Below are 20,931 nucleotides of genomic sequence, written 5' to 3'. Positions count from 1 at the left end.
CCACAGTGGATCGGAACTCGGTGCGGGGCAAGGATTTCGGCGCGAAACGCCGTACCGGGGAGCGCACGGCCTGTCGAGGGGGCTTGGTGAGCGGGGGTTTCGGTGTTAACTTTGATCCCATGTCTACTAGCCGCCCGACCGCATTGCGGGTCACTTACGTGACTGCCGCACTGGGTCTGCGGCTGCCGCTGACGCGGGAACTGTGTCGTTCCTGCCGCCGCAGCTGAGCGATTCTTTCGGCTCGCGCGCTGCCTCGTCGCCACACGTGTAGGCATGTCCCGTAATTGCGGGACTTCAGCAAGGAATCTTCATATGTCCCTCACTCTCGAGCGACCCCTCTCCCGGGTTGCGAACGGTCGTGTTCGTGTTCAACGTCCGGTTGTCGCACCGGAACTCCGCATCGCCGACAACCCGGCCGCAGCCGTGCTGCGCGCCGCGACGGGTGGTCCGGTGTCTCGCGACAATGCCGCGCGCACAACGGGTTTGAGCATTGCAACGGTCAACCGTCAGGTGTCCGCGCTGCTGGCCGCCGGCCTGCTGCGCGAGCGCCCCGACCTGACCGCTTCGGGTGCGGTCGGTCGTCCGCGGGTGCCCTTCGAGATCGACCACGAGGCCTACCTGACCCTCGGCATCCACATCGGCGCCGCGGCCACCAAGATCGTCGCGGCCGACCTGCGCGGCCGGATCCTCGGCGGCCTCGCCATTGCCACGCCGCAGACCGGTCAGGACTTCGCGACCACCACCGTGGCCCGCAGCGCCAAGGCCTTCCTGCAGCGTTGGCATCGCCGAAAGGCGTTGTGGGCCGGAGTCGCTATCGGCGGCCGGGTCGACCCGCTCACCGGTGTGGTCGACCACCCCAAGCTGGAATGGAAGGGCGCGCAGATCGGCGCGGTGCTCGGCGAGGTGCTCGAGCTGCCGGTTTCGGTCGCGCCGCACGTGGAGGCCATGGCTGCCTCCGAGCTGTTACTGCCGACTCCCGACCAGCGTGACGCGCGCGGCGCCGGACCGGAGCGGGGCAGCAGCCTGTACTTCTACGTCCGCGAAACCGCCGGTGTGGCAGTCACCTTGGACGGTCGCGTGCATACCCCGAGCAACGGACCGGGTTCGATCGCGCACTTGCCGACCGGCTCCGATGTGGTGTGCCCATGCGGTCGGCGCGGCTGCCTCGAGGTGACGGTCGGTGACCGGTCGCTGCACGCGAGGGCTGTCGGGCGCGGGATCATTCCGGCGTACAACGGCACCGCGGGCTCGACCATCGCCGATCTGTACCGGGCGGCCGAAGCGGGTTCCGAGCCGGCACGGGAACTGCTCGCGGAACGCGCGACCACCCTCGGCCAGACCGTCGCGCTCGTTCGGGACATGCTCAACCCGGACCGAGTAATCCTGGGCGGCCAGGCTTTCACCGGATACCGCCCGGCCGTCGCCCACGTGGCGCGCGCATTCCAGCAGTCCTCCAGCCTGCCACCCACCGACATCCGCATCAGCGGATTCGGCGGCAAGGTCCAGGAATTCGCCGCCGTCGTCACCTCACTCAGCGCCCTCTACGCGGACCCCCTGTCCGCAATGCGTCGCGCCGCTGCCATCGACTGAACGCTATCGCTGAGAGCTGACGGCCGGGCTAAGCCCGGCCGTCAGTGTGTTTCCTACCAGCGAAGTCCGGTAGCGAACACGGTCACCTCCCGCAGTCCGAACACCCCGTGTCCCAGCCGAACACCCCGTATACCGGGTGTGCAGTCACAACACGGGGTGTGAGGCCAGATTTCCTTACCGCCCGGGAACGCAACTGCAGCCAGTCCCCACGCTGGAAGCCGTGCGCCTGCCTCCACGAGATGTGGAAGGCCAAAACGGTCGTCCGAACACCCCGCGCCGCAACCGAACACCCCGTATACGGGGTGTGCAGTTACGACACGGGGTGTGAGGCCGGATTTCTTTACCGCCCGAGAACGCAACTGCAGCCAGTCCCCACGCTGGAAGCTGTGCGCCTGCCTCCACGAGCTGCGGAAGGCCAAACGGTCGTCCGAACACCCCGCGCCGCAACCGAACACCGCGTATACGGGATGTGCAGTCACAACACGGGGTGTGAGGCCAGATTTCTTTACCGCCCGAGACGCAACTGCAGCCAGTCCCCACGCTGGAAGCCGTGCGCCTGCCTCCACGAGATGTGGAGGGCCAAACTGTCGTCTGAACACCCCGTGTCCCAGCCGAACACCGCGTATACGGGGTGTGCAGTTACGACACGGGGTGTGAGGACGAATTCCTTTACCGCCCGGGAACGCAACCCAGCCAGTCCTCACGCCGGAAGCCGTGGGCGTGTCTCGAAGAGCTATGGAAGATCAAACTGTCGTCCGAATACCCTGTGTCCCAGCCGAACACCCCGTATACCGGGTGTGCGGCTACAGCACGGGGTGTGAGGACGGATTTCTTTACCGCTCGAGAACGCAACCACAGCCAGTCCTCACGCTGGAAGCCGTGTGCCTGCCTGCCCAAAGCTGCGGAAGACCAGGTCGGGTACGGCACCCGACGCGCCCAGCACTGCCCCCGGCAAAACCACGGAGATGCAACCAAAACTGGGGAGCGCGCCCTGGGTTCAGTAAACCGAGCTCACCACCCTGAGGTGCCGCTGGAACTCACCGGAGTAAGCCAGAGCCGTGGGTGCGCGCATTGGGTTCAGTAAACCGAGCACACCGCTCTGAGGTGCCCGGTGGAACTCACCGGAGTAACCCAGAGCTGTGGGAAGCGTGCCCTGGATTCGGTAGACCGAGCTGCCGTACCCGACTGGGTCTTCCGCAGCTAGGGGGAGGAGGGCTATCTGTTGCTGGTCGAGGTGGCGAAGAGGGCTTCCAGGGCGGTGATGAAGTAGGGGAAGTGACCTGCGAAGCGTTGGAGGTTTCGGTCGCGCTCGAAGCTGCCGAACCAGTACAGGCCGGGTTGGGAGTCGGCGGCGGGGTTCAGGTCGCGGAAGGCTCGGATCCAGTTGTCGGCACGGCCGCTGATCACGGTGAACGGCAGCGCCCTGGAGAACACCAGCTCTTGGTCGGCGGGCGGGATCTGCTCGCGCACAATCGTATCGAGGCCGCGCTGCAATGCGCGGACCTGTCCGGCCAGCTCCCTGCCCTGCGCGGTGCGAGCGGGGAGGTAGCGGGGCAGCAGCAGAGTTGCGATGCCTGCCAGCAGGATTGCGACGCCTACAAGGGCGTGCCCGGAGGTGGCGGCGAGTGCGATGGTCGTGGCGATACCCGCGATGATCAGGCCACCACCCAGCCAGGTCGCCAGACCGAAGCGAGACTGTTCGGCGAACGCGCCGCGGGCGACCGCGTCGGCGACCAGGGCGGTGCGGATAGGACCGGCCTGCACGCGGCCCGGCGCGCGCAGCTCGGTGACGGTGACCGAATCTGTGCCCTCGGGAAGCAGGGTCTGGTAGACCACCTTCTCGTAGTCGCGCAGCTGGTCGTCCGGAGCGTTGACTCGGTTGATTCGCCAGTCGGAGTCGTTGATCGGAGTTATCCACAAGTACCGGCGCACCGCGAGATCGACCACGGTGGCCGCGATGTCTGCGGGGTCGGCGTGCTCGTCGAGCACCAGGCCTGCTTCGCCGGGCAGGATGCCGTCGGGGGAGGTGAACTGTACCCGGTCACCTTCGCGCAGCAACGGGTCGATCGTGTTCGATCCGGCTCCGGCCGAGGCGTTTTCGCGCCTGGCCTTCAGTACGAAGGCGGCAAGTCCGGCCAGCGCGAGCAGTAGCACTCCGAAGGCGACGAGAACCGGTGTGGTGACGGCGAAGGGGCCGTGATCACCACCGCCGCGGACATCGGCGTTGGTCGGCACCGTGCCTGGCGGCAGCTGCAAGGTCAGGTCGATGGTGTCGCCCTTGCGCAGGTCGGTCTGCTCCCAGAAGAGCACCCCGTCTGCCTCGATTTGCAGGTCGGAGCACTGCCTGAGGTTTCCCGGCGGGCCGAGTTTGCAGTCTACGATGCCCATTTCGTAGGACGGGCTGATCAGCGAGGCACTGATCGAGGCGACGTCGGCGTTGATCACGCCGAGCCAGCGGAAGACCTGGGTGCCCGGCGCATCACTGACGGTGTTGTGGATCGCGTAGGTGAAAGAGGACTCACCCGGCTTGGCATCGATGGTGAGCTGATCGTTCGCGACCGTCGCGGTGCCCGAGCCTTTCGCGTCGACATCGGTGACCTTGAAGACGCGTTCGACGTCTTCGCCCACCTTGAGGCGCAGCGGAAGCGACATCTTGAACTCGCCGTCGGGCGGTACGACCACCGTCTCGACGACCTCGAGTACGCCCTGGGTGCTGAGTTTCAGATCGGCGGTGATGTGCACGCCGTCGGGTGCGGGCTCCGTGTGAGCAATCGGTGCGGCCGCAATCATTCCCGCGATGGCGAGAACAAGCGCGCTTGCGGTAGTGCGCTTTCGAGCGACCTGCAAGCAGTCGCTAGCGGCGCCCCCCCGAAAAGTCAGCATGGCTGCCTACTCTAGACATGTTGCTATCCTGCGTCAGCGGCTGTCGGAGATCATGAGACGAGGGGGTACGGGGGAGTGACACAACCACCGTACGGTTATGGACCGGTTCCGCCTGGTGGGCGTCCGGTTCCACCGCCGCCTGGGTACGGACCCCCGCCCGGTTACGGCCCGCCCCCTGGATATGCACCGCCACCTGGATATGCACCGCCACCTGGATATGCACCGCCACCTGGATATGCACCGCCACCTGGATATGCCCCGCCGCCGGGTTACGGTGCGCCCCCTGGTTATCCACCGCCCGGATTCCGCCCGCCCATGCCACCGCCGATGCCGTACGGCCCGCCGGGCCGTCCGCCCGGCCCGCCGCGCAAGCGTGGCGGTGGTGGTTTGACCGCGCTGCTGCTCGTCATCGTGTTCGTAGTGGCAGGTTCCCTGGTGCGCTACGCGATTTCGACAGGACACAGCAACAACTCGACGGGACCCGCGCCGAGCTTCACCTTCACCCCGGATCCCGGCGGCGCGGCGGGACGCGCCGAGACGGGGACCAACCCGCTGCTGACCGACCCGAGCGCCACCCTGATTCCGGCCCGCTGTAGCTACTCGCCTTGGGGCACCCAGGTGGACACGGCGCGCAAGTTCTTCGAGTCGGCCGCTGGCTGCCTGGAAGCGGCATGGAAACCGGTGCTTGCGAAGTCGAATCTGCCGTTCCAGCCGCCGTCGCTCAACGTCAGTGCGACCACCTCGGGCATCACCACCCCGTGCACCGGAACCACCAGCAATTTCGCTGCCTTCTACTGCCCGGCGAACAAGACCATCTACATGCCGATCAGCCAGCTGCAGACCGACATGTTCAAAGACAACTGGGTGATCTACCTATCGGTGTTCGCGCACGAGTACGGCCATCACATCCAGGCGATGTCGGGGATCCTGCGCAAGGCCAACAGTGATCGCGTCGACGCGGGCGTGCGCAGCGAAAAAGGCTTGGAACTCTCGCGCCGAGTCGAGTTGCAGGCCAACTGTTTCGACGGCATGTACCTGTCCTCCTCATCCGGCGGCGGCTCGCTGACCTCCACCCAGATCAGCCTTGCCAAGCGCGACGCGCACGGCCGCGGTGATCAGCGCGGCGATATGCGTGACCACGGCACCGCGGAGAACGGCGGCGCCTGGTTCGAGATCGGTGTCGACAAAAACCGTGCGGCACAGTGCAACACCTTCACCGCTCCGGCTAGTGCGGTGAGCTGACGACGGCTCACCACGGGTGCGGGGCCAGAATGCAGCGCCTCGTCATCTGTGGAATCCGTGCTGTTGCCACGCCAGTTGGTGCCAGGCCGGAAATTCAACATGGTCGTCGTCTCTGGAATTAGTGTCGTAACAACATCACTCTGGTGCGGCGCCCGGAAACGGCAACACCTGGCTGTCGTTCTGAACGGGCGTCCTACACAACACCGAACCGGTGCGGCAGCCAGGTGCTCGGCTCTTCTCAGTGATCCCGGTTTTCCGTGCCGCGGTTCGGGTTGCCGAAGTGACCCTCACCGAAGCGGCGGGGCGAATGTCCGTGCACACCTTCGGCATACGCGGTCTCGGCGTGCAACGCGAAGTCGATGCCCGCCGTCTCGTCGTCCTCGGTCACCCGGAAGCCGATGACGCGGTCGATGCCCTTGCCGAGCGCGAAGGTCACACCGAACGCGTATGCCGCGACCACCAGAACACCGACAAGCTGCTTGGCGAGCTGCGCCAAACCGCCGCCATAGAACAGCCCCTCGACGCCGCCGGTCATCACCTGGTTGGCGAGCAGGCCGATCAGCAGCGTGCCGACGACGCCGCCGACGAAGTGCACACCGACCACATCGAGCGAATCGTCATAGCCCGCCTTGAACTTCCAGCCGACCGCGAACGAACACACCACACCGGCGGTGAGCCCGACGATCAGCGCGCCGAGCGTGTTCACCGAACCGCAGGACGGTGTGATGGCGACCAAGCCGGCCACCACGCCGGAGGCCGCGCCGAAGGTGGTCGGACGCCCGTCCCTGGTCTGTTCCACCGCGAGCCAGCCGAGCATGCCGAGGCAGCCCGCGACCAAGGTGTTCAGGAATACCGCTGCCGCGACACCATTGGCGGACAGTGCCGATCCGGCATTGAAACCGAACCAGCCGAACCACAGTAGGCCCGCACCGAGCAGCACGAACGGCAGATTGTGCGGACGCATGGCGTCGATCTTGAACCCGATGCGCGGGCCGAGCACGATCGCCAGCGCCAGCGCGGACGCGCCGGAGGCGATCTCCACGACCAAGCCGCCCGCGTAGTCGAGTGCGCCGAAGGAGGCCAGCCAGCCGTCCGGACCCCACACCCAGTGCGCGATCGGCACGTACACCGCCAGCGCCCATAGCGGCACGAACGCCATCCAGCCTGCGAACTTCGCGCGGTCCGCGATGGCGCCGCTGACCAGTGCCGCGGTCAGGATCGCGAAGGTCAGCTGGAAGGTGGCGAACAGCAGCTCGGGCACCGAGCCGCGCACGCTGTTCGGGTCGATGCCCGCCATGCCGAAGTGGTCCAGGTTGCCGATCAGGCCACCGCCCGCGTCCTCGCCGAAGGCGAGGCTGTAGCCGGCGAGCAACCAGACCACGGTCACCAGCGGGATGGCGATGAAGTTCATCATCAGCATGTTGAGTACGCCGGTCGAGCGCACCATCCCGCCGTAAAAAATGGCCAGGGCCGGTGTCATCAGCAGCACCAGGGCCGTGCTGATGAGCAGCCAGGCGGTGGCCGCGGGATCGATGGTTGCAGACACGGGTAACTCCTTTCACGCAGGAATGCGTCGCAAGGAAATTACCGAATGCTCACCGCCTGCCCGTGCACCACCAGGTGTTTTAGCCCAACCGGGCCAGGTGGGTCAGCGCCGAGACTTGCGGGCGAGCGCCCGCGTACCGCGACGGCCAGGGACCGGGAGGTCGTCGCGGACGGCCATCCATTCGGCGGTGGTGAGCCACAGCTGCTGAGCCCGCGCATCGGCGGTGTCGTGGAAGATCCGGCGGCCGCGGTCGTCGCGCAGGTCGCGAGCGAGGACTGACCAGCGGGGCGGGCGATCGTGCTCGGTCAGGTGCTGGTCGAGGAAGCCCGCGACCATGGTGCCGATGCTGTTGACCGGTCGCAGCGATACCCGGTTGCCGTATTTGGCCGAGTGGAAACGGCGTGCGGCGCACAGCGATCCGGGCTCGGCATTGGAAGCGATCCACCCGGCGCGCTGGGCGCGCTCGATCAGCCAGAGGTGCTTCACCGCGGTGGGTGCGATATCGCCGATCCGCTCCCTGATCAGGGTCATCACCGGTTCGGACTGCAGCACGTCGCGGCGGATGGGGCCGGTGCCGTGTTCGGTCCAGTGGTCGTGGGCCAGCTGGGCGAGGACACGGCCGAAATCGTCGATGCTGCGCTGGGCGCGGCGGCCGAGACGCTCGATGCGCTCGGCCTCGCGCCGCATCTCGTTCTGTGCGGTGAGGGTCCGGATGGCGGCCATGGTCGGCACCTGGCCGCGCTCGAGTAGTTCCAGAATCGCCGCGGCGGTCGCCGGATCGGCGGCAGCGGCCACCGGCAGCGAGTCGCGTTTGATCGCGAAATCCTGTGGGCTGATCGCGCGACTCAGCAGGTCGACGGCGGCGTGGTCGTCGGCGAAGTCGGTGCTCGAAAGCCAGGCGGCGGCGATGTCGTCACAAGACGGCACGGTAGAACGGCCCTCCGGTGGAAGATGTGTTCGGCGAAGATTGCCTGTGAGGTCCAGGTTGTGCCCCGGTCGGGATGAGGGACCGGCCGGGGCCACCAACCTGATGAAGGTTTGGCTACCGAAGTTGCCGATAACCACGGTAGCCAGCCGATTGCGTAGATGTCACTTCCGTTGATCCTTTCGTTATCTCCACATATAGGCGGCGAACCAGGGTGTGAGTTCAATTAACCCATGCCAAGGGGGGTGGTCAAACGACAAGATCCTGGGTTCAACCCCCCTTACGCATGCGATTGCTCTCGCGTTGCCGCCTTCGCCGCTGATCGGTGGGGGCGAAATAGTCTCCGTGCAGCTAGTGATCTACGTCACATTTATGGCTGTGAATCGGCAGGTGCCGCGCCGCGCCGGGTGCGTGCGCCTGCGGGAATGTTCTTTGTCGGTGCACGCCGGTAACCTCTGGCCGTGGCTCTGTACCGGAAGTACCGACCGGCAACATTCGCTGAGGTGGTGGGCCAGGAGCACGTCACCGACCCACTGAGCATCGCCCTCGACACCGGCCGGATCAGTCATGCCTACCTATTTTCCGGCCCGCGTGGATGTGGCAAGACTTCGTCGGCTCGCATTCTCGCCCGTTCGCTGAACTGTGTGCATGGCCCGACCTCGAAGCCGTGTGGCGTGTGCCCGTCCTGCGTGGCGCTCGGCCCCGGCGGGCCGGGGAACCTCGATGTGATCGAGTTGGACGCCGCGAGCCACGGCGGTGTCGACGACACTCGCGAGCTGCGTGACCGAGCTTTCTACGCGCCCGCCGAGTCCAGGTACCGGGTATTCATCGTCGACGAAGCGCATATGGTCACCACCGCTGGCTTCAACGCGCTGCTGAAGATCGTCGAGGAGCCGCCCGCGCACCTGATCTTCATCTTCGCCACTACCGAGCCGGACAAGGTGCTGCCGACCATCCGCTCACGGACCCACCACTACCCGTTCCGGCTGCTGCCGCCCGCGACCATGCGTGGGCTCCTCGGCAAGATCTGTGAGCAGGAGAACGTCCCGGTCGACGAGGCGGTGTATCCGCTGGTGATTCGCGCGGGCGGCGGCTCACCGCGTGACAGTCTCAGCGTGCTCGACCAGCTGCTGGCAGGCGCGGGCCCCGAAGGCGTCACGTATCCGAGGGCCGTTTCCCTGCTCGGTGTCACGGACGTCGCGCTGATCGATGATGCGATCGATGCCCTCGCGACCGGTGACGGCGCCGCGCTGTTCGGCACCATCGATCGGGTCATGGAGGCGGGCCACGACCCCCGCCGCTTCGCCGTTGACCTGCTGGAACGGCTCCGCGACCTGATCCTGCTGCGCGCCGTCCCCGATGCCGCCGACCGCGGCCTGGTCTCCGGCCCCGGCGACGTCCTCGAGCGGATGCGCGACCAGGCGCAGCGCCTCGGCCCCGCGACCCTGGCCCGCCATGCCGAACTGCTGCACGAGGGCCTCGGCGAAATGCGCGGCGCGACCGCTCCTCGGCTGCTCCTCGAAATCGTCTGCGCCAGAATGCTGTTGCCCTCGGTCTCGGATGCGGAATCGGCGACGCTGCAGCGCATCGAGCAACTCGAACGCGGCATCGCCGGTGGCGTGGTTCCGCGAGCCACCGGTGCGGTCGCCGCTGCGCCCGCCTCGGCGCAAGGTGCCCAGGCAGCGGCTCCTGGCTCGGCCGCCGAAGCCCCACGTCGGCGTGGGGCGGAGCTGCTGGCGGCGGCACGCCGGGAGACGCGTGCTGCAGGCGCGGGCGCGGTCCCAGATCCGAGCGCAGCCTCTCAGGCGAACGTGGCTTCTCAGACGGGCACGACTTCTCAGACGGGCGTGGCCCCTCAGGCGAGCGCGGCCTCTCAGACGGGCGCGGCCCCTCAGGCGAGCGCGGCCTCTCAGACGGGCGTGGCCCCTCAGGCGAGCGCGGCCTCTCAGACAGGTGCGGCCCCTCAGGCGAGCGCGGCTCCGCAGTCGGCTTCCGTCGCCGAGCGTGCTCCTATCCCCGGCTCGTCTCCAGTTGTAGGGCGCGCTCCCGAAGATGGGCAGGTCCTGGCCTCTGGGCAGGCCCCGGCTACCGAGCGTGCCCCGGCCGCGGGGCAAGGCTCGGTGTCCGACCGATCGCCGATCGCTGAACAGCCTCCTGTTGCCGAGAACGCCTCGGCCGCCGAGAGCGCTCAGGTCGCCGGGCAGGCAATGGCTGCTGAGCGTGTCCCTGAGCAGGGCCCGGCTGCTGAGCATGCTGCTGTTGCTGAGCGTGCTCAGGTCACTGGGCGTGCTGCGGCTGCCGAGCGTGTCTCTGGGCAGGAGCCAGTCGTTGAGCGTGCCCCGGCTGCTGGGCATGCCCCTGGACAGGGCCCGGCTGCTGAGCGTGCTGCTGTTGTTGAGCGTGCTCAGGTCACTGGGCGTGCTGCGGCTGCCGAGCGTGTCTCTGGGCAGGAGCCGGTCGTTGAGCGTGCCCCGGCTGCTGGGCATGCCCCTGGACAGGCCTCGGGTGCCGATACTGCTGAGCGTGCTCCGGGCGCAGGGCAGGCTTCGGCCGCCGAGTCGAGCGCTGTCAGCGAACCGATCGCGGCCGCTGAACGGGCCACGGGTGCCTCGAGTACGGGATATTCGGAATCGGCTGCAGCGCAATCGATTTCGCCGCAACCGGCAGCGGGTCGTCCGGTGGTCGAGTCGGAATCCCCTGCCCCTGCTCCGGTGGCGGCTCCCGCCCAGCAGGAGGCGGACCTGCTGCGGGCGGTGGAGGCGGCCTGGGCGGACATTCGCGCGAAGGTCCGGGAGTTCGGGCCCACCGTGCAGGCCCTGCTGTCCGGGGCGTCGGTGTCGCGGCTGGAGGGGAACGTGATCGTGTTCGCCCATCAGCATGCGCCGTTGGCGCAGCGACTTTCCGACCCGCGGAATCTGGAGGCGGTCCGATCCGCGGTGCGGGCCGTGCTCGGCCGCGATCACGAGGTGCGGTGGGAGGCGGGAGCGCCCGCGCCGCGCCCCGCGGCCACCGCTTCCGGGGCAGGTCGCACGCGAGGTGCGGGCGGTCGCGAATCCGGGAGCGCGTCGACACGTGAACCCGGCGGTGCGGCGGGCCGTAGCTCGGATGCTGCTGCACCGCCACGATTCTCGCGGCCGAGCCAGGCTCGTGGCGCGGCGTCCGATCCCGCGGCGGGCGGGGGTGGCCACCGGCCGAGCGATAGTCCGGACGTGCGTCAGCGCGCGGCCGAGGACGACATTCCGCCGCCCGACTTCCCCGACCTACCCGATGACCCGGGGCCGGTCGACTATGCGCCGGTGGACGGAGTGCCGCCGGCCGCGACTCCGGAGGAAGAGCAAGAGATGCTGGCCGAGTCCGCGACGCCGGTCGCCCCGGGCGAGCGGCGCGACCCCGATGAGATCGCTCTGGAATTGCTCAGGAGTGAGCTCGGTGCCACACGGCTGGATGGTTGACAAGCACCGCCTCGACGACGTTAAGTTAACCGGAGTTCGCACACCACGGTAATATGAACGGGTGGCCGTGAGCTCCGGTATGGCGAAGTTCTATGGTATGCCCAGGCGTCTGGGCGTCCGGAATGTTCGTCCGCCGCTGCTTGCCGAGTTTTATACAGCGTCAGGACGGTCGGTCGAAGGATCGGTCGACGAGGTTACCCGCGGCCGCGCCGTATATGCGGCGCCACCGCAGAGAGCGCTTGGACGAACGGAAGTTCGGCCCTCGCACCCCAAGGAAGGAAACACTCCGATATGACCACAGAGGCCTACATCTACGAGGCCATCCGCACTCCACGTGGCCGCGGCAAGAAGACCGGTTCGCTGCACTCGGTGAAGCCGATCGACCTGACTGTTGGTCTGATCCAGGAGCTGCGTAACCGCTTCCCGAACCTTGAAGAGGACCGGATCTCCGATCTCATCCTCGGCGTTGTCAGCCCGGTCGGCGACCAGGGCATGGACATCGCGCGCACCGCCGTGACCGTGGCGGGCCTGCCGGACACCGTCGGCGGCTTCCAGCTCAACCGCTTCTGCGCCTCCGGCCTCGAGGCCGTGAACCTGGCCGCACAGAAGGTCCGCTCGGGCTTCGACGACCTGGTCATCGCCGGTGGCGTCGAGTCCATGTCCCGTGTCGCCATGGGCTCCGACGGTGGCGCGTGGGCACTCGACCCGGCCACCAACTACGACACCTACTTTGTCCCGCAGGGTGTTTCGGCCGACCTGATCGCCACCATCGAGGGCTTCAGCCGCGACGATGTCGACGCCTACGCGGTGCGCTCGCAGGAACTGGCCGCCGCTGCCACCACCGGCGGCTATTTCGCCAAGTCGATCGTCCCGGTCAAGGACCAGAACGGCATCATCGTGCTGGACAAGGACGAGCACATGCGTCCCGGCACCACCGCCGAGGACCTGGCCAAGCTGAACCCGTCCTTCGCCGTTGTCGGTGAGATGGGTGGCTTCGACGCTGTCGCGCTGCAGAAGTTCCACTTCGTCGAGAAGATCAACCACGTCCACCACGGTGGCAACAGCTCGGGCATCGTCGACGGCGCCGCGCTCGTGCTCGTCGGCACCGAAGAGGCGGGCAAGGCGTCCGGCCTGACCCCGCGTGCGCGCGTTGTCGCCACCGCGACCAGCGGCGCCGACTCCACCATCATGCTGACCGGTCCGACCCCGGCCGCCAAGAAGGCGCTGGCCAAGGCGGGCCTGACCCTCGACGACATCGACCTGGTCGAGATCAACGAGGCGTTCGCCTCCGTGGTGCTGAAGTTCCAGAAGGACCTGAACATCCCGGACGAGAAGCTGAACGTCAACGGCGGCGCCATCGCGATGGGTCACCCGCTGGGCGCCACCGGCGCGATGATCACCGGCACCATGGTCGACGAGCTGGAGCGCCGCAACGGCCGCTACGCGCTGATCACCCTGTGCATCGGCGGCGGCATGGGCGTTGCCACCATCATCGAGCGCGTCTAACCCCAACCGAGACTTCAGATTCCACAAGGAGACACAGAGCAGTGAGCGAGACCAACATGATCGGTTGGGAACAGGATTCGGACGGCATCGTCGTACTGACGATGGACGACCCGAACCAGGGCGCCAACACGATGAACGAGCTGTACAAGACGTCGATGAGTGCGACCGTCGACCGGCTCGAGGCCGAGAAGGACAACATCACCGGCGTGGTGCTGACCTCTGCGAAGAAGACCTTCTTCGCCGGCGGTGACCTGAAGAACATGATGAAGGTCGGACCCGAAGACGGCCAGGCCCTCATGGACGAGCTGGCCACCATCAAGGGTGCGCTGCGTCGTCTGGAGACCCTCGGCAAGCCGGTCGTCTCCGCGATCAACGGCGCCGCGCTCGGCGGCGGCCTGGAGATCACCCTGGCCACCCACTACCGCATCGCGGCGGACGTGCCCGGCGTGCAGCTCGGCCTCCCCGAGGTCAGCCTCGGCCTGCTGCCTGCCGGCGGCGGTGTCATCCGCACCGTGCGCATGCTTGGCCTGCAGGGCGCGCTCATGCAGGTCCTGCTGCAGGGCAACAAGTACCGCCCGGGCAAGGCCAAGGAAATCGGCCTGATCAACGAGGTCGTCGGCTCGATCGAGGAGCTGGTGCCCGCCGCCAAGGCGTGGATCAAGGCCAACCCCGAGGGCGGCGTGCAGCCCTGGGACAAGAAGGGCTTCAAGATCCCCGGCGGCACCCCCTCCACCCCGGCCTTCGCGGCGAACCTGCCCGCGTTCCCGGCCAACCTGCGCAAGCAGCTCAAGGGCACCAACATGCCTGCCCCGCGGGCGATCCTGTCCGCCGCGGTCGAGGGCTCGCAGGTCGATATCGACAACGCGTCGCTCATCGAGTCGCGCTACTTCGTCAACCTGCTGACCGGCCCGGTCGCGAAGAACATGATCCAGGCGTTCTTCTTCGACCTGCAGTCGATCAACAACGGTGGTTCGCGGCCCAAGGATGTCCCGAAGAAGGAGATCCGCAAGATCGGCGTGCTCGGCGCGGGCATGATGGGCGCGGGCATTGCCTACGTTTCTGCCAAGGCCGGCTATGAGGTCGTGCTGAAGGACGTCACCATCGAGGCGGCCGAGCGCGGCAAGAACTACTCCGAGAAGATCGAGGCCAAGGCCCTATCGCGTGGCAAGACCACCGAGGAGAAGTCGAAGGCGCTGCTGGACCGGATCAAGCCGTCCGCGGATGCGGCCGACTTCGCCGGTGTCGACTTCGTCATCGAGGCCGTCTTCGAGAACACCGAGCTCAAGCACAAGGTGTTCCAGGAGATCGAGGACATCGTCGACGCGGACGCGCTGCTCGGCTCGAACACCTCCACCCTGCCGATCACCGGTCTCGCGACCGGCGTGAAGCGCCAGGAGGACTTCATCGGCATCCACTTCTTCTCGCCGGTCGACAAGATGCCGCTGGTGGAGATCATCAAGGGTGAGAAGACCTCCGACGAGGCGCTGGCCCGGGTGTTCGACTACACCCTCGCCATCAAGAAGACCCCGATCGTCGTCAACGACAGCCGTGGCTTCTTCACCTCGCGCGTGATCGGTACCTTCGTCAACGAAGCGATCTCCATGCTCACCGAGGGCATCGAGCCCGCGACCATCGAGCAGGCCGGTCTGCAGGCGGGCTACCCGGCCGCGCCGCTGCAGCTGTCGGATGAGCTGAACCTGAAGCTCATGCAGAAGATCGCCAAGGAGACCCTCGAGGCTGCCGCGCACGGTGACGCCACCCTGGGCAAGAAGCGTCACCCGGCGCAGGATGTCATCGACTACCTGGTCGAGAACGGTCGTCCGGGTCGTCTGGAGAAGGCCGGCTTCTACGAGTACGACGAAGACGGCAAGCGCACCGGCATCTGGCAGGGCCTGCGCGATCACTTCAAGACCACGGCGGACTTCACTGTCCCGCTGCAGGATCTGATCGACCGCATGCTCTTCATCGAGGCGATCGAGACTCAGAAGTGCTTCGACGAGAACGTGCTGATCACCACCGCCGACGCCAACATCGGCTCGATCTTCGGCATCGGTTTCCCGGCTTGGACCGGTGGCGTGCACCAGTTCATCGTCGGCTACCCGGGCGGCCAGGAGGCCTTCGTGGCTCGCGCCGACTACCTCGCCAAGACCTACGGCGAGCGCTTCGAGGTCCCGGCCTCGCTGCGCAAGTAGGAGCCCGTGCTCTGAACTGACGACGAAGCCCGCCATCGCTTTTCGCGATGGCGGGCTTCGTCGTTTCTTGCGTTCGTCAAGAGGTGCGCAGCTCCTGTGCGGCCTCGCGATATGCGTCGGCGGCGCGGGTGAAGTAGTCGAACAGTACCTCGCGCTGTTCGGGTGAATACCCGGCGATGATGTCGCTGATCCGGCGTCGGGCGGGGGCGAGGATCTCATCGAGATCCGCTGGCTTGTCGACCAATTCGACCGTGACCTTGCGCCGGTCGCCGGGCACCGGTACGCGGCGCACATAGCCGGCTTCCTCGAGGCGGTCGATCAGTCGGGTGGTCGGTCCGGTGGTCAGCCCGCTGCGGGCGCCGAGTTCGCCGGGGGTCATCGGCCCGGTGAGCTCGAGGATGTTGAGCGCGTAGAGGTCGGTCGCACCCAGGTCGACAGCGCGGGCGCCGGCCTGTCCGTGCAGCATGACCGCGCTGAGATAGCGGCGGTAGACCTCGCTCGCGTCGGGGCGCATCGATGGTGTTGACACGGATACCTCCATCTTCTAATTTCTTCCTTAACGAAGATACTTCTTTAATGAAGAAAGCTCTCCTAAGAAGAGAATCTATCACGGAGGACCATCATGAGCAGCGACGACACCAGTTCGGATACCGCCGCCGGCGGCGTGCAGAGCCGGGAAATCCGGGAAGTGATCGCGGAACTGACCGGCGCATGGGGGCGCGGCGATGCCGATGCCTATGGCGCGGTCTTCACCGAGGACGCGACCTACACGAGCTTCCTCGGCACCTACTACCGCGGCCGTGGCGACATCGTCACCTCGCACCGTGCCCTGTTCGGAGGGGTGCTGAAGGGCACCGAACTCGCCGATGACGTGCTGGACATCCGCTTCTACGGTCCCGACACGGCCGTGGTCAACAGCCGAGGCGACACCTACAAGGGCAGGCCGAAGCGGGCGCACGAGCTGTCCAAGACGCAGACCTACACGCTGGTTCGCCGAGACGGGCGCTGGTTGATCGCCGCCTTCCAGAACACCAAGCGCAAGAAGCTGCTCGAACGCTTTACGTATTTGTTCACCCCCGAAGCTCGGCCCGCCGCCGAGCGCTGAGCATTTCCCAGCGCTGAGATCTCTTCCCACACAAGCATTTCCACTCGAAGGAACCGTTATGCACCCCGACACCTCGACCGCGACTCCCGAGATCACGACCGCCGCGAACAAGCCCCGCCCGCGCCGTCGCATCCTGTCCCGTGTCCTCGCCGCATCCGCCATCACCATCGGCGTCGCCGCGGGTGGCGGCTACTTGTGGCTGGACCGGACCTCCGACGTGCACAACCTCGGCACCACCGCATGCACCACCGTCACTCCCTCCGGTGCCGTCCCCTCGCCACAGTCGGTCCAGGACATCTGCGATCTGCTCGACGAGCTCACCGCCGCCTGGGGTCGCGGCGACGCCGACGCCTATGGCGCACTGTTCACCGAGGACGCTACCTACACCAGCTATATGGGCACCTACTACCAGGGCCGCACCGATATCGCCGAGGGTCACCGTGCCCTGTTCGGCGGATTCGTGAAGGGCACCGAACTGGCCGACTCGATCCTCGGCATCCGCTTCTACGGCTCGGACACCGCCGTGGTCACGAGTCGTGGCGACACCTACAAAGGCGATCGGAAAAGTCCCGAAGACTTGTCCAAGGCCCAGACCTACACCGTGGTTCGGCAGGACGGTCACTGGCGGATCGCCGCTTTCCATAACACTCAGCGTAAGAATGTCATGGAGCGAATCTCGTTTCTATACGACCCGGATACCAGGCCCGCGGCCGAGCGCTGAGCCGACCGGTTCGGCGGCCGACCCGGCCGTTTCGAAAGCCACCCACTCGGTGTCATCCCGCGCTACGTTGGAGTATGCGCAGACATATCGGACATCGCGAGAACTCTTCGCGATGTCCGACGTCCGCGCAGCACGATCGCCGGTGACGCCGATTCGATGTGAATTCGAGGTGGTCACGTGAATCCACAGATGCGTTCGGGCAAGGTAAGCCCCGAATCGACTCCGGCCGAATCGGACACGCAGCGACATCCGCCCATCGGGATTGCCGACGAGTTGGAGGCAATGGGCCTGTCCGGCGCTGTCGAGATCGGCCGGGGTGGCTTCGGGGTGGTCTACCGCTGCATTCAGCAGGCGCTCGACCGGGTGGTCGCGGTGAAGGTGCTGTCGTCGGAAATCGACCAGGAGAGTCGCGAACGGTTCCTGCGTGAGGAGCAGGCCATGGGCCGGTTGTCCGGCCACCCGAACATTGTCGACATTCTGCAGGTCGATGTCACCGCGACCGGATTGCCGTTCATCGTCATGCCCTATTGCACGCGCGGTTCGCTGGAGCGGGTCATCCGCGATCGTGGACCGCTCACCTGGGCGGATTCACTGCGCGCCGGGGTGAAGCTGGCAGGCGCGATCGAGAGCGCGCACCGCGCTCAGATCCTGCACCGCGACGTGAAGCCTGCAAACGTGCTGCTCAGCGGCTATGGCGAACCGCAGCTGACCGATTTCGGGATCGCCAGGATTCCTGGCGGCTTTCAGACCTCGAGCAGTTTGATCACCGGCTCGCCCGCGTTCACCGCGCCGGAGGTACTCAAGGGCGCGGACCCGACCATCCGCTCGGATGTGTACGGACTCGGCGCCACGCTGTTCGCCTTGCTCACCGGACACGCCGCCTACGAAAGGCAGGCAGGGGAGAAGGTCGTCGCGCAGTTCCTGCGGATTACCACCCAACCGCTGCCCGACCTACGCGCCCAGGACATTCCGGCCGATCTGGCCGCCGCGATCGAGCAGGCGATGTCCACCGACCCGCTCGGACGTCCCGACTCGGCCTACGACCTCGGCGAAATGCTGCGCACGGTGCAACGCGAGCACGATCAAGTGCCCGACGAGATGGCGCTGCTGGATACCGTCGTGGAGCCCGACGCGGTCGACATCAACGGCGCCGAGTCGACGGTGGCCCGGCCCGCGGTGACCGCGCGGCGCACCTGGCCGTTGACGCTGCGGCCCGCGGTGTCGCAGTACCCCGGGACGAACGGGCCGACGACGACCACGCTGCCGCCGACGGCGGCCACGAAGTTTCGCCCGCCGACTCCGGCCAGGGACCCGGTTCCACGTCCCCGGCTGTTGGACACACTGCGGGCGGGCGGTCGACGCAGGCTCGCGGTGATCCATGCACCCGCCGGGTTCGGGAAGAGCACGGTGGCCGCACAGTGGCGCGCCGAGCTGACCGAGGGCGGTGTCCCGGTCGCCTGGATCGGCGTCGATCGCGACGACGACAACGAGATCTGGTTTCTCGCCCACCTCATCGAGGCCATCCGCCGGGTCCGTCCGGACATCGGCGATGGGCTCGACCAGGTGCTGGAGGAGCGGCCCGCCGACGCCGTCGCGTTCGTCATCGCGACACTGATCGACGAGATCCACGCGGCGGGCTCCACCATCGTGGTGGTCGTCGACGACTGGCATCGGGTCACCGACGCGGGCGCGCACCGGGCGATGGAGGCATTGCTGGACAACGGATGTCACCACTTGCGCTTCGTGGTGACAAGCAGGGAGCAGTCGGGCTTGCCGACGAGCAGGCTGCGGGTGTACGACGAACTGGTCGAGATCGGGTCGTCGGCGCTGCGCCTGACCGCCACGGAGACCAGGCAGATTTTGGTGGAGCGCAACGGTTTCGCACTCACGGATGCACAGGTGGAACAGATCCACGCGGCTACCGACGGCTGGCCCGCCGCCATTCAATTGGTGAGTCTTTCGTTGCGCGGCAACGCCGATCCGGACCAGCTGATCGCCAACCTGTCCGAAGGCAATCACGGGATCAGGGAATACCTGGCCGAGAACGTCCTCGACACACTCGATCCCAAGATGCTCGACTTCCTGATGTCGATCTCGGTGACCGAGCGGGTGTGCGGTTCGCTCGCCGCGGCGCTGTCGGAGGATCCCGAGAGCGAACACCTGCTGGAGCAGGCGGAGCAGCGAGAGCTGTTCGTGCAGCGCATCGCGCACGATCCGGAGTGGTTCCGGATGCAGCCGCTGTTCGCCGAACATCTGCGCGCCCGGTTGGAGCGTGCCAACCCGGGTCGGCTGAAGGCTTTGCACCGCAAGGCATCTCGCTGGTATGCCGAGCATCAGTTGCTGCGTAAGTCGGTCGATCATGCGCTGGCGGCAACGGATCTGAAGATGGCGCTCGACCTGCTCGAGGGCGGCGGCATGGATCTGATCGACAAGTCCCGGCTGGCCACCCTGCTCGGCACCGTATCGAAACTGCCTATGCAGCAGGTCGCTTCGCGATCCAAGCTGTTGATGGCGGTCGCGCGCGCCAATGTCAATCTGCAGCAGTCCAGCGCGGCGCGCACCGCGCTCGGACGACTGTCCAATGTGCTGGCCCGCGGGTCGTCCGCCGACGCCGATGTGATTCGTCAGCGCTGTGAGGCCGCGGTACTCGCCGCCGCGGATTCGGTCGCGAGGGACCACACCGAAGGCGTGCTCGACCAGGTGGCCGACTGCCTGCGGCAGCCGGATGAACTGCACGCCTGGACAGTGTCGACCGCGGCGAATCTGACCTCGTTCGTGCGGTTGTGCGACTTCGATTTCGATGGCGTCCGCGAGATCCAGGATTGGGCCTCGGAGTATCACGAACGATCGAAGGACCCGCTCGGTGCGGTGTTCGGACTCTGCGTGCAGGGCGCCACGGCATACGAACAGCTCGACATCGACACTGCGACCGCATGTTTCCAGCAGGCTTTCGAGACCGCGAGCGTCCGGTCCGGTCCGCGCTCGCACGCGGTGCGGGTGGCTGCCGCACTGCTCGGCGAATTATGTTACCGCCGTGGCGATCTGGAGGCAGCCGATCGGCTGCTCGACGAAAGCCATCAGCTGGTCGCCCGGGTCGGCCCGGTCGACTTCCTGATCTCGACGTTCGTCATCGGCGCCAGGGTCAAAGCGGTACTCGGCGATATGTACACCGCCACCGCCCGGCTCGATGAGGGCGACCGGATTGCCGCCGACAACAGGCTGACTCGGCTGGCTGCCCACATTCGCGCCGAGCGGCTGCGGCTCGGCCTGCTCACCGATACCGCGGCCCGGCGTGCGGTCGACTCGGCGGGCTACGAGTCCGATACTTCCGGCACCATTCACCACGCCCACCGGATGACAGGTACGGCCGCACTGGCCGCCGAGGCGGAGGAGATCGCCGCCATCCGGGCGCTGCTCGCCCAACGCCAGCTCCGCTCCGACGATCGCTCGGTGCGCAGGGCCCGCGCGCTGCACGCCCGAATGGTCGAACAGCACCGTCCCCGTGCGGAATTGGATACCGCACTGTTGCTCGCCGAGTGCCTCGCGGCCTCCGGCTGGGTGGGCGAGGCCACCGGACTGCTGCTACCCGCCGCCGTCACCTGTGCGGACCTCGGCTGGACCCGGCCGCTACTGGACGCAGGCCCAGGGGTCCTCGCCATCATGCGGGTGCTGCGCACCGAAATGCGTTCGGGCTCTGCACAATACGAAGATACGGCACTGCCCGCTCTGTTCCTGGATGAACTCCTGGACTGAGCGGGCAGCTGGGCGT

General features: G+C 66.9%; 12 protein-coding genes. 8 read left to right on the top strand and 4 right to left on the bottom strand.

The window, feature by feature from the left end:
• Positions 1-312: 312 nt before the first annotated feature.
• Entirely contained in the window at positions 313-1,590 is a 1,278-nt protein-coding gene (locus ACFQZZ_RS10990) for an ROK family protein (RefSeq protein ID WP_378677657.1), read from the top strand.
• 1,215 nt (positions 1,591-2,805) lie between these two features.
• Here ACFQZZ_RS10990 and ACFQZZ_RS10985 read toward each other — a convergent pair.
• A complete protein-coding gene (locus ACFQZZ_RS10985) occupies positions 2,806-4,473 on the bottom strand; it encodes a DUF2207 family protein (RefSeq protein ID WP_378677654.1) in 1,668 nt (555 codons plus the stop codon).
• Positions 4,474-4,788: 315 nt separating this feature from the next.
• On the opposite strand from ACFQZZ_RS10985, the gene ACFQZZ_RS10980 reads away from it, so the two are divergent.
• Positions 4,789-5,715, top strand: a complete 927-nt coding sequence (locus ACFQZZ_RS10980; RefSeq protein WP_378677651.1) for a neutral zinc metallopeptidase — start codon at positions 4,789-4,791, stop codon at positions 5,713-5,715.
• Between the two features lie 238 nt (positions 5,716-5,953).
• Here ACFQZZ_RS10980 and ACFQZZ_RS10975 read toward each other — a convergent pair whose 3' ends face one another.
• Positions 5,954-7,261 (bottom strand): ammonium transporter, encoded by a 1,308-nt coding sequence (locus tag ACFQZZ_RS10975; protein WP_378677649.1) that lies wholly within the window; start codon positions 7,259-7,261, stop codon positions 5,954-5,956.
• Positions 7,262-7,363: 102 nt separating this feature from the next.
• A complete protein-coding gene (locus tag ACFQZZ_RS10970; RefSeq protein ID WP_378677646.1) occupies positions 7,364-8,188 on the bottom strand; it encodes a hypothetical protein in 825 nt (274 codons plus the stop codon).
• A 459-nt stretch (positions 8,189-8,647) separates the two neighbouring features.
• On the opposite strand from ACFQZZ_RS10970, the gene ACFQZZ_RS10965 reads away from it, so the two are divergent.
• The 3 genes from ACFQZZ_RS10965 to ACFQZZ_RS10955 all read left to right on the top strand — a co-directional run bounded on the left by ACFQZZ_RS10965 (position 8,648) and on the right by ACFQZZ_RS10955 (position 15,336).
• Complete coding sequence (locus ACFQZZ_RS10965; RefSeq protein ID WP_378677643.1) at positions 8,648-11,638, top strand: DNA polymerase III subunit gamma and tau; 2,991 nt, start codon at positions 8,648-8,650, stop codon at positions 11,636-11,638.
• A 291-nt stretch (positions 11,639-11,929) separates the two neighbouring features.
• On the top strand, positions 11,930-13,144 hold the full coding sequence (locus ACFQZZ_RS10960) for an acetyl-CoA C-acetyltransferase (RefSeq protein WP_378677641.1): 1,215 nt from the start codon (positions 11,930-11,932) through the stop codon (positions 13,142-13,144).
• 41 nt (positions 13,145-13,185) lie between these two features.
• The gene (locus ACFQZZ_RS10955; RefSeq protein WP_378677638.1) at positions 13,186-15,336 is read left to right on the top strand and encodes a 3-hydroxyacyl-CoA dehydrogenase NAD-binding domain-containing protein; all 2,151 of its coding nucleotides are present in this window, start codon (positions 13,186-13,188) and stop codon (positions 15,334-15,336) included.
• Positions 15,337-15,412: 76 nt separating this feature from the next.
• Here the strand turns inward: ACFQZZ_RS10955 and ACFQZZ_RS10950 are convergent, their stop codons facing one another.
• On the bottom strand, positions 15,413-15,865 hold the full coding sequence (locus tag ACFQZZ_RS10950; RefSeq protein ID WP_378677635.1) for a MarR family winged helix-turn-helix transcriptional regulator: 453 nt from the start codon (positions 15,863-15,865) through the stop codon (positions 15,413-15,415).
• Positions 15,866-15,958: 93 nt separating this feature from the next.
• Here ACFQZZ_RS10950 and ACFQZZ_RS10945 point away from each other — a divergent pair, with 93 nt between their 5' ends.
• The 3 genes from ACFQZZ_RS10945 to ACFQZZ_RS10935 all read left to right on the top strand — a co-directional run bounded on the left by ACFQZZ_RS10945 (position 15,959) and on the right by ACFQZZ_RS10935 (position 20,915).
• Positions 15,959-16,441 (top strand): SgcJ/EcaC family oxidoreductase, encoded by a 483-nt coding sequence (locus ACFQZZ_RS10945; RefSeq protein ID WP_378677633.1) that lies wholly within the window; start codon positions 15,959-15,961, stop codon positions 16,439-16,441.
• 58 nt (positions 16,442-16,499) lie between these two features.
• Positions 16,500-17,162, top strand: coding sequence for an SgcJ/EcaC family oxidoreductase (locus ACFQZZ_RS10940; RefSeq protein ID WP_378677630.1), 663 nt, complete (start codon positions 16,500-16,502; stop codon positions 17,160-17,162).
• Positions 17,163-17,351: 189 nt separating this feature from the next.
• Positions 17,352-20,915, top strand: coding sequence for a protein kinase (locus tag ACFQZZ_RS10935; protein ID WP_378678397.1), 3,564 nt, complete (start codon positions 17,352-17,354; stop codon positions 20,913-20,915).
• The last annotated feature ends 16 nt before the right edge of the window (positions 20,916-20,931 follow it).

Source organism: Nocardia sp. GCM10030253 (assembly GCF_042675075.1).
Lineage (GTDB): Bacteria > Actinomycetota > Actinomycetes > Mycobacteriales > Mycobacteriaceae > Nocardia.
This window is presented reverse-complemented; position numbering and strand designations above follow the sequence as displayed.

Bases quoted from the DNA above. Each gene is read 5' to 3' on its own strand.
- ACFQZZ_RS10940 (WP_378677630.1), top strand. From the start codon at position 16,500: ATGCACCCCGACACCTCGACCGCGACTCCCGAGATCACGACCGCCGCG.
- ACFQZZ_RS10960 (WP_378677641.1), top strand. From the start codon at position 11,930: ATGACCACAGAGGCCTACATCTACGAGGCCATCCGCACTCCACGTGGC.
- ACFQZZ_RS10990 (WP_378677657.1), top strand. From the start codon at position 313: ATGTCCCTCACTCTCGAGCGACCCCTCTCCCGGGTTGCGAACGGTCGT.
- ACFQZZ_RS10945 (WP_378677633.1), top strand. From the start codon at position 15,959: ATGAGCAGCGACGACACCAGTTCGGATACCGCCGCCGGCGGCGTGCAG.
- ACFQZZ_RS10980 (WP_378677651.1), top strand. From the start codon at position 4,789: ATGCCACCGCCGATGCCGTACGGCCCGCCGGGCCGTCCGCCCGGCCCG.
- ACFQZZ_RS10935 (WP_378678397.1), top strand. From the start codon at position 17,352: ATGCGTTCGGGCAAGGTAAGCCCCGAATCGACTCCGGCCGAATCGGAC.
- ACFQZZ_RS10985 (WP_378677654.1), bottom strand. From the start codon at position 4,473: ATGCTGACTTTTCGGGGGGGCGCCGCTAGCGACTGCTTGCAGGTCGCT.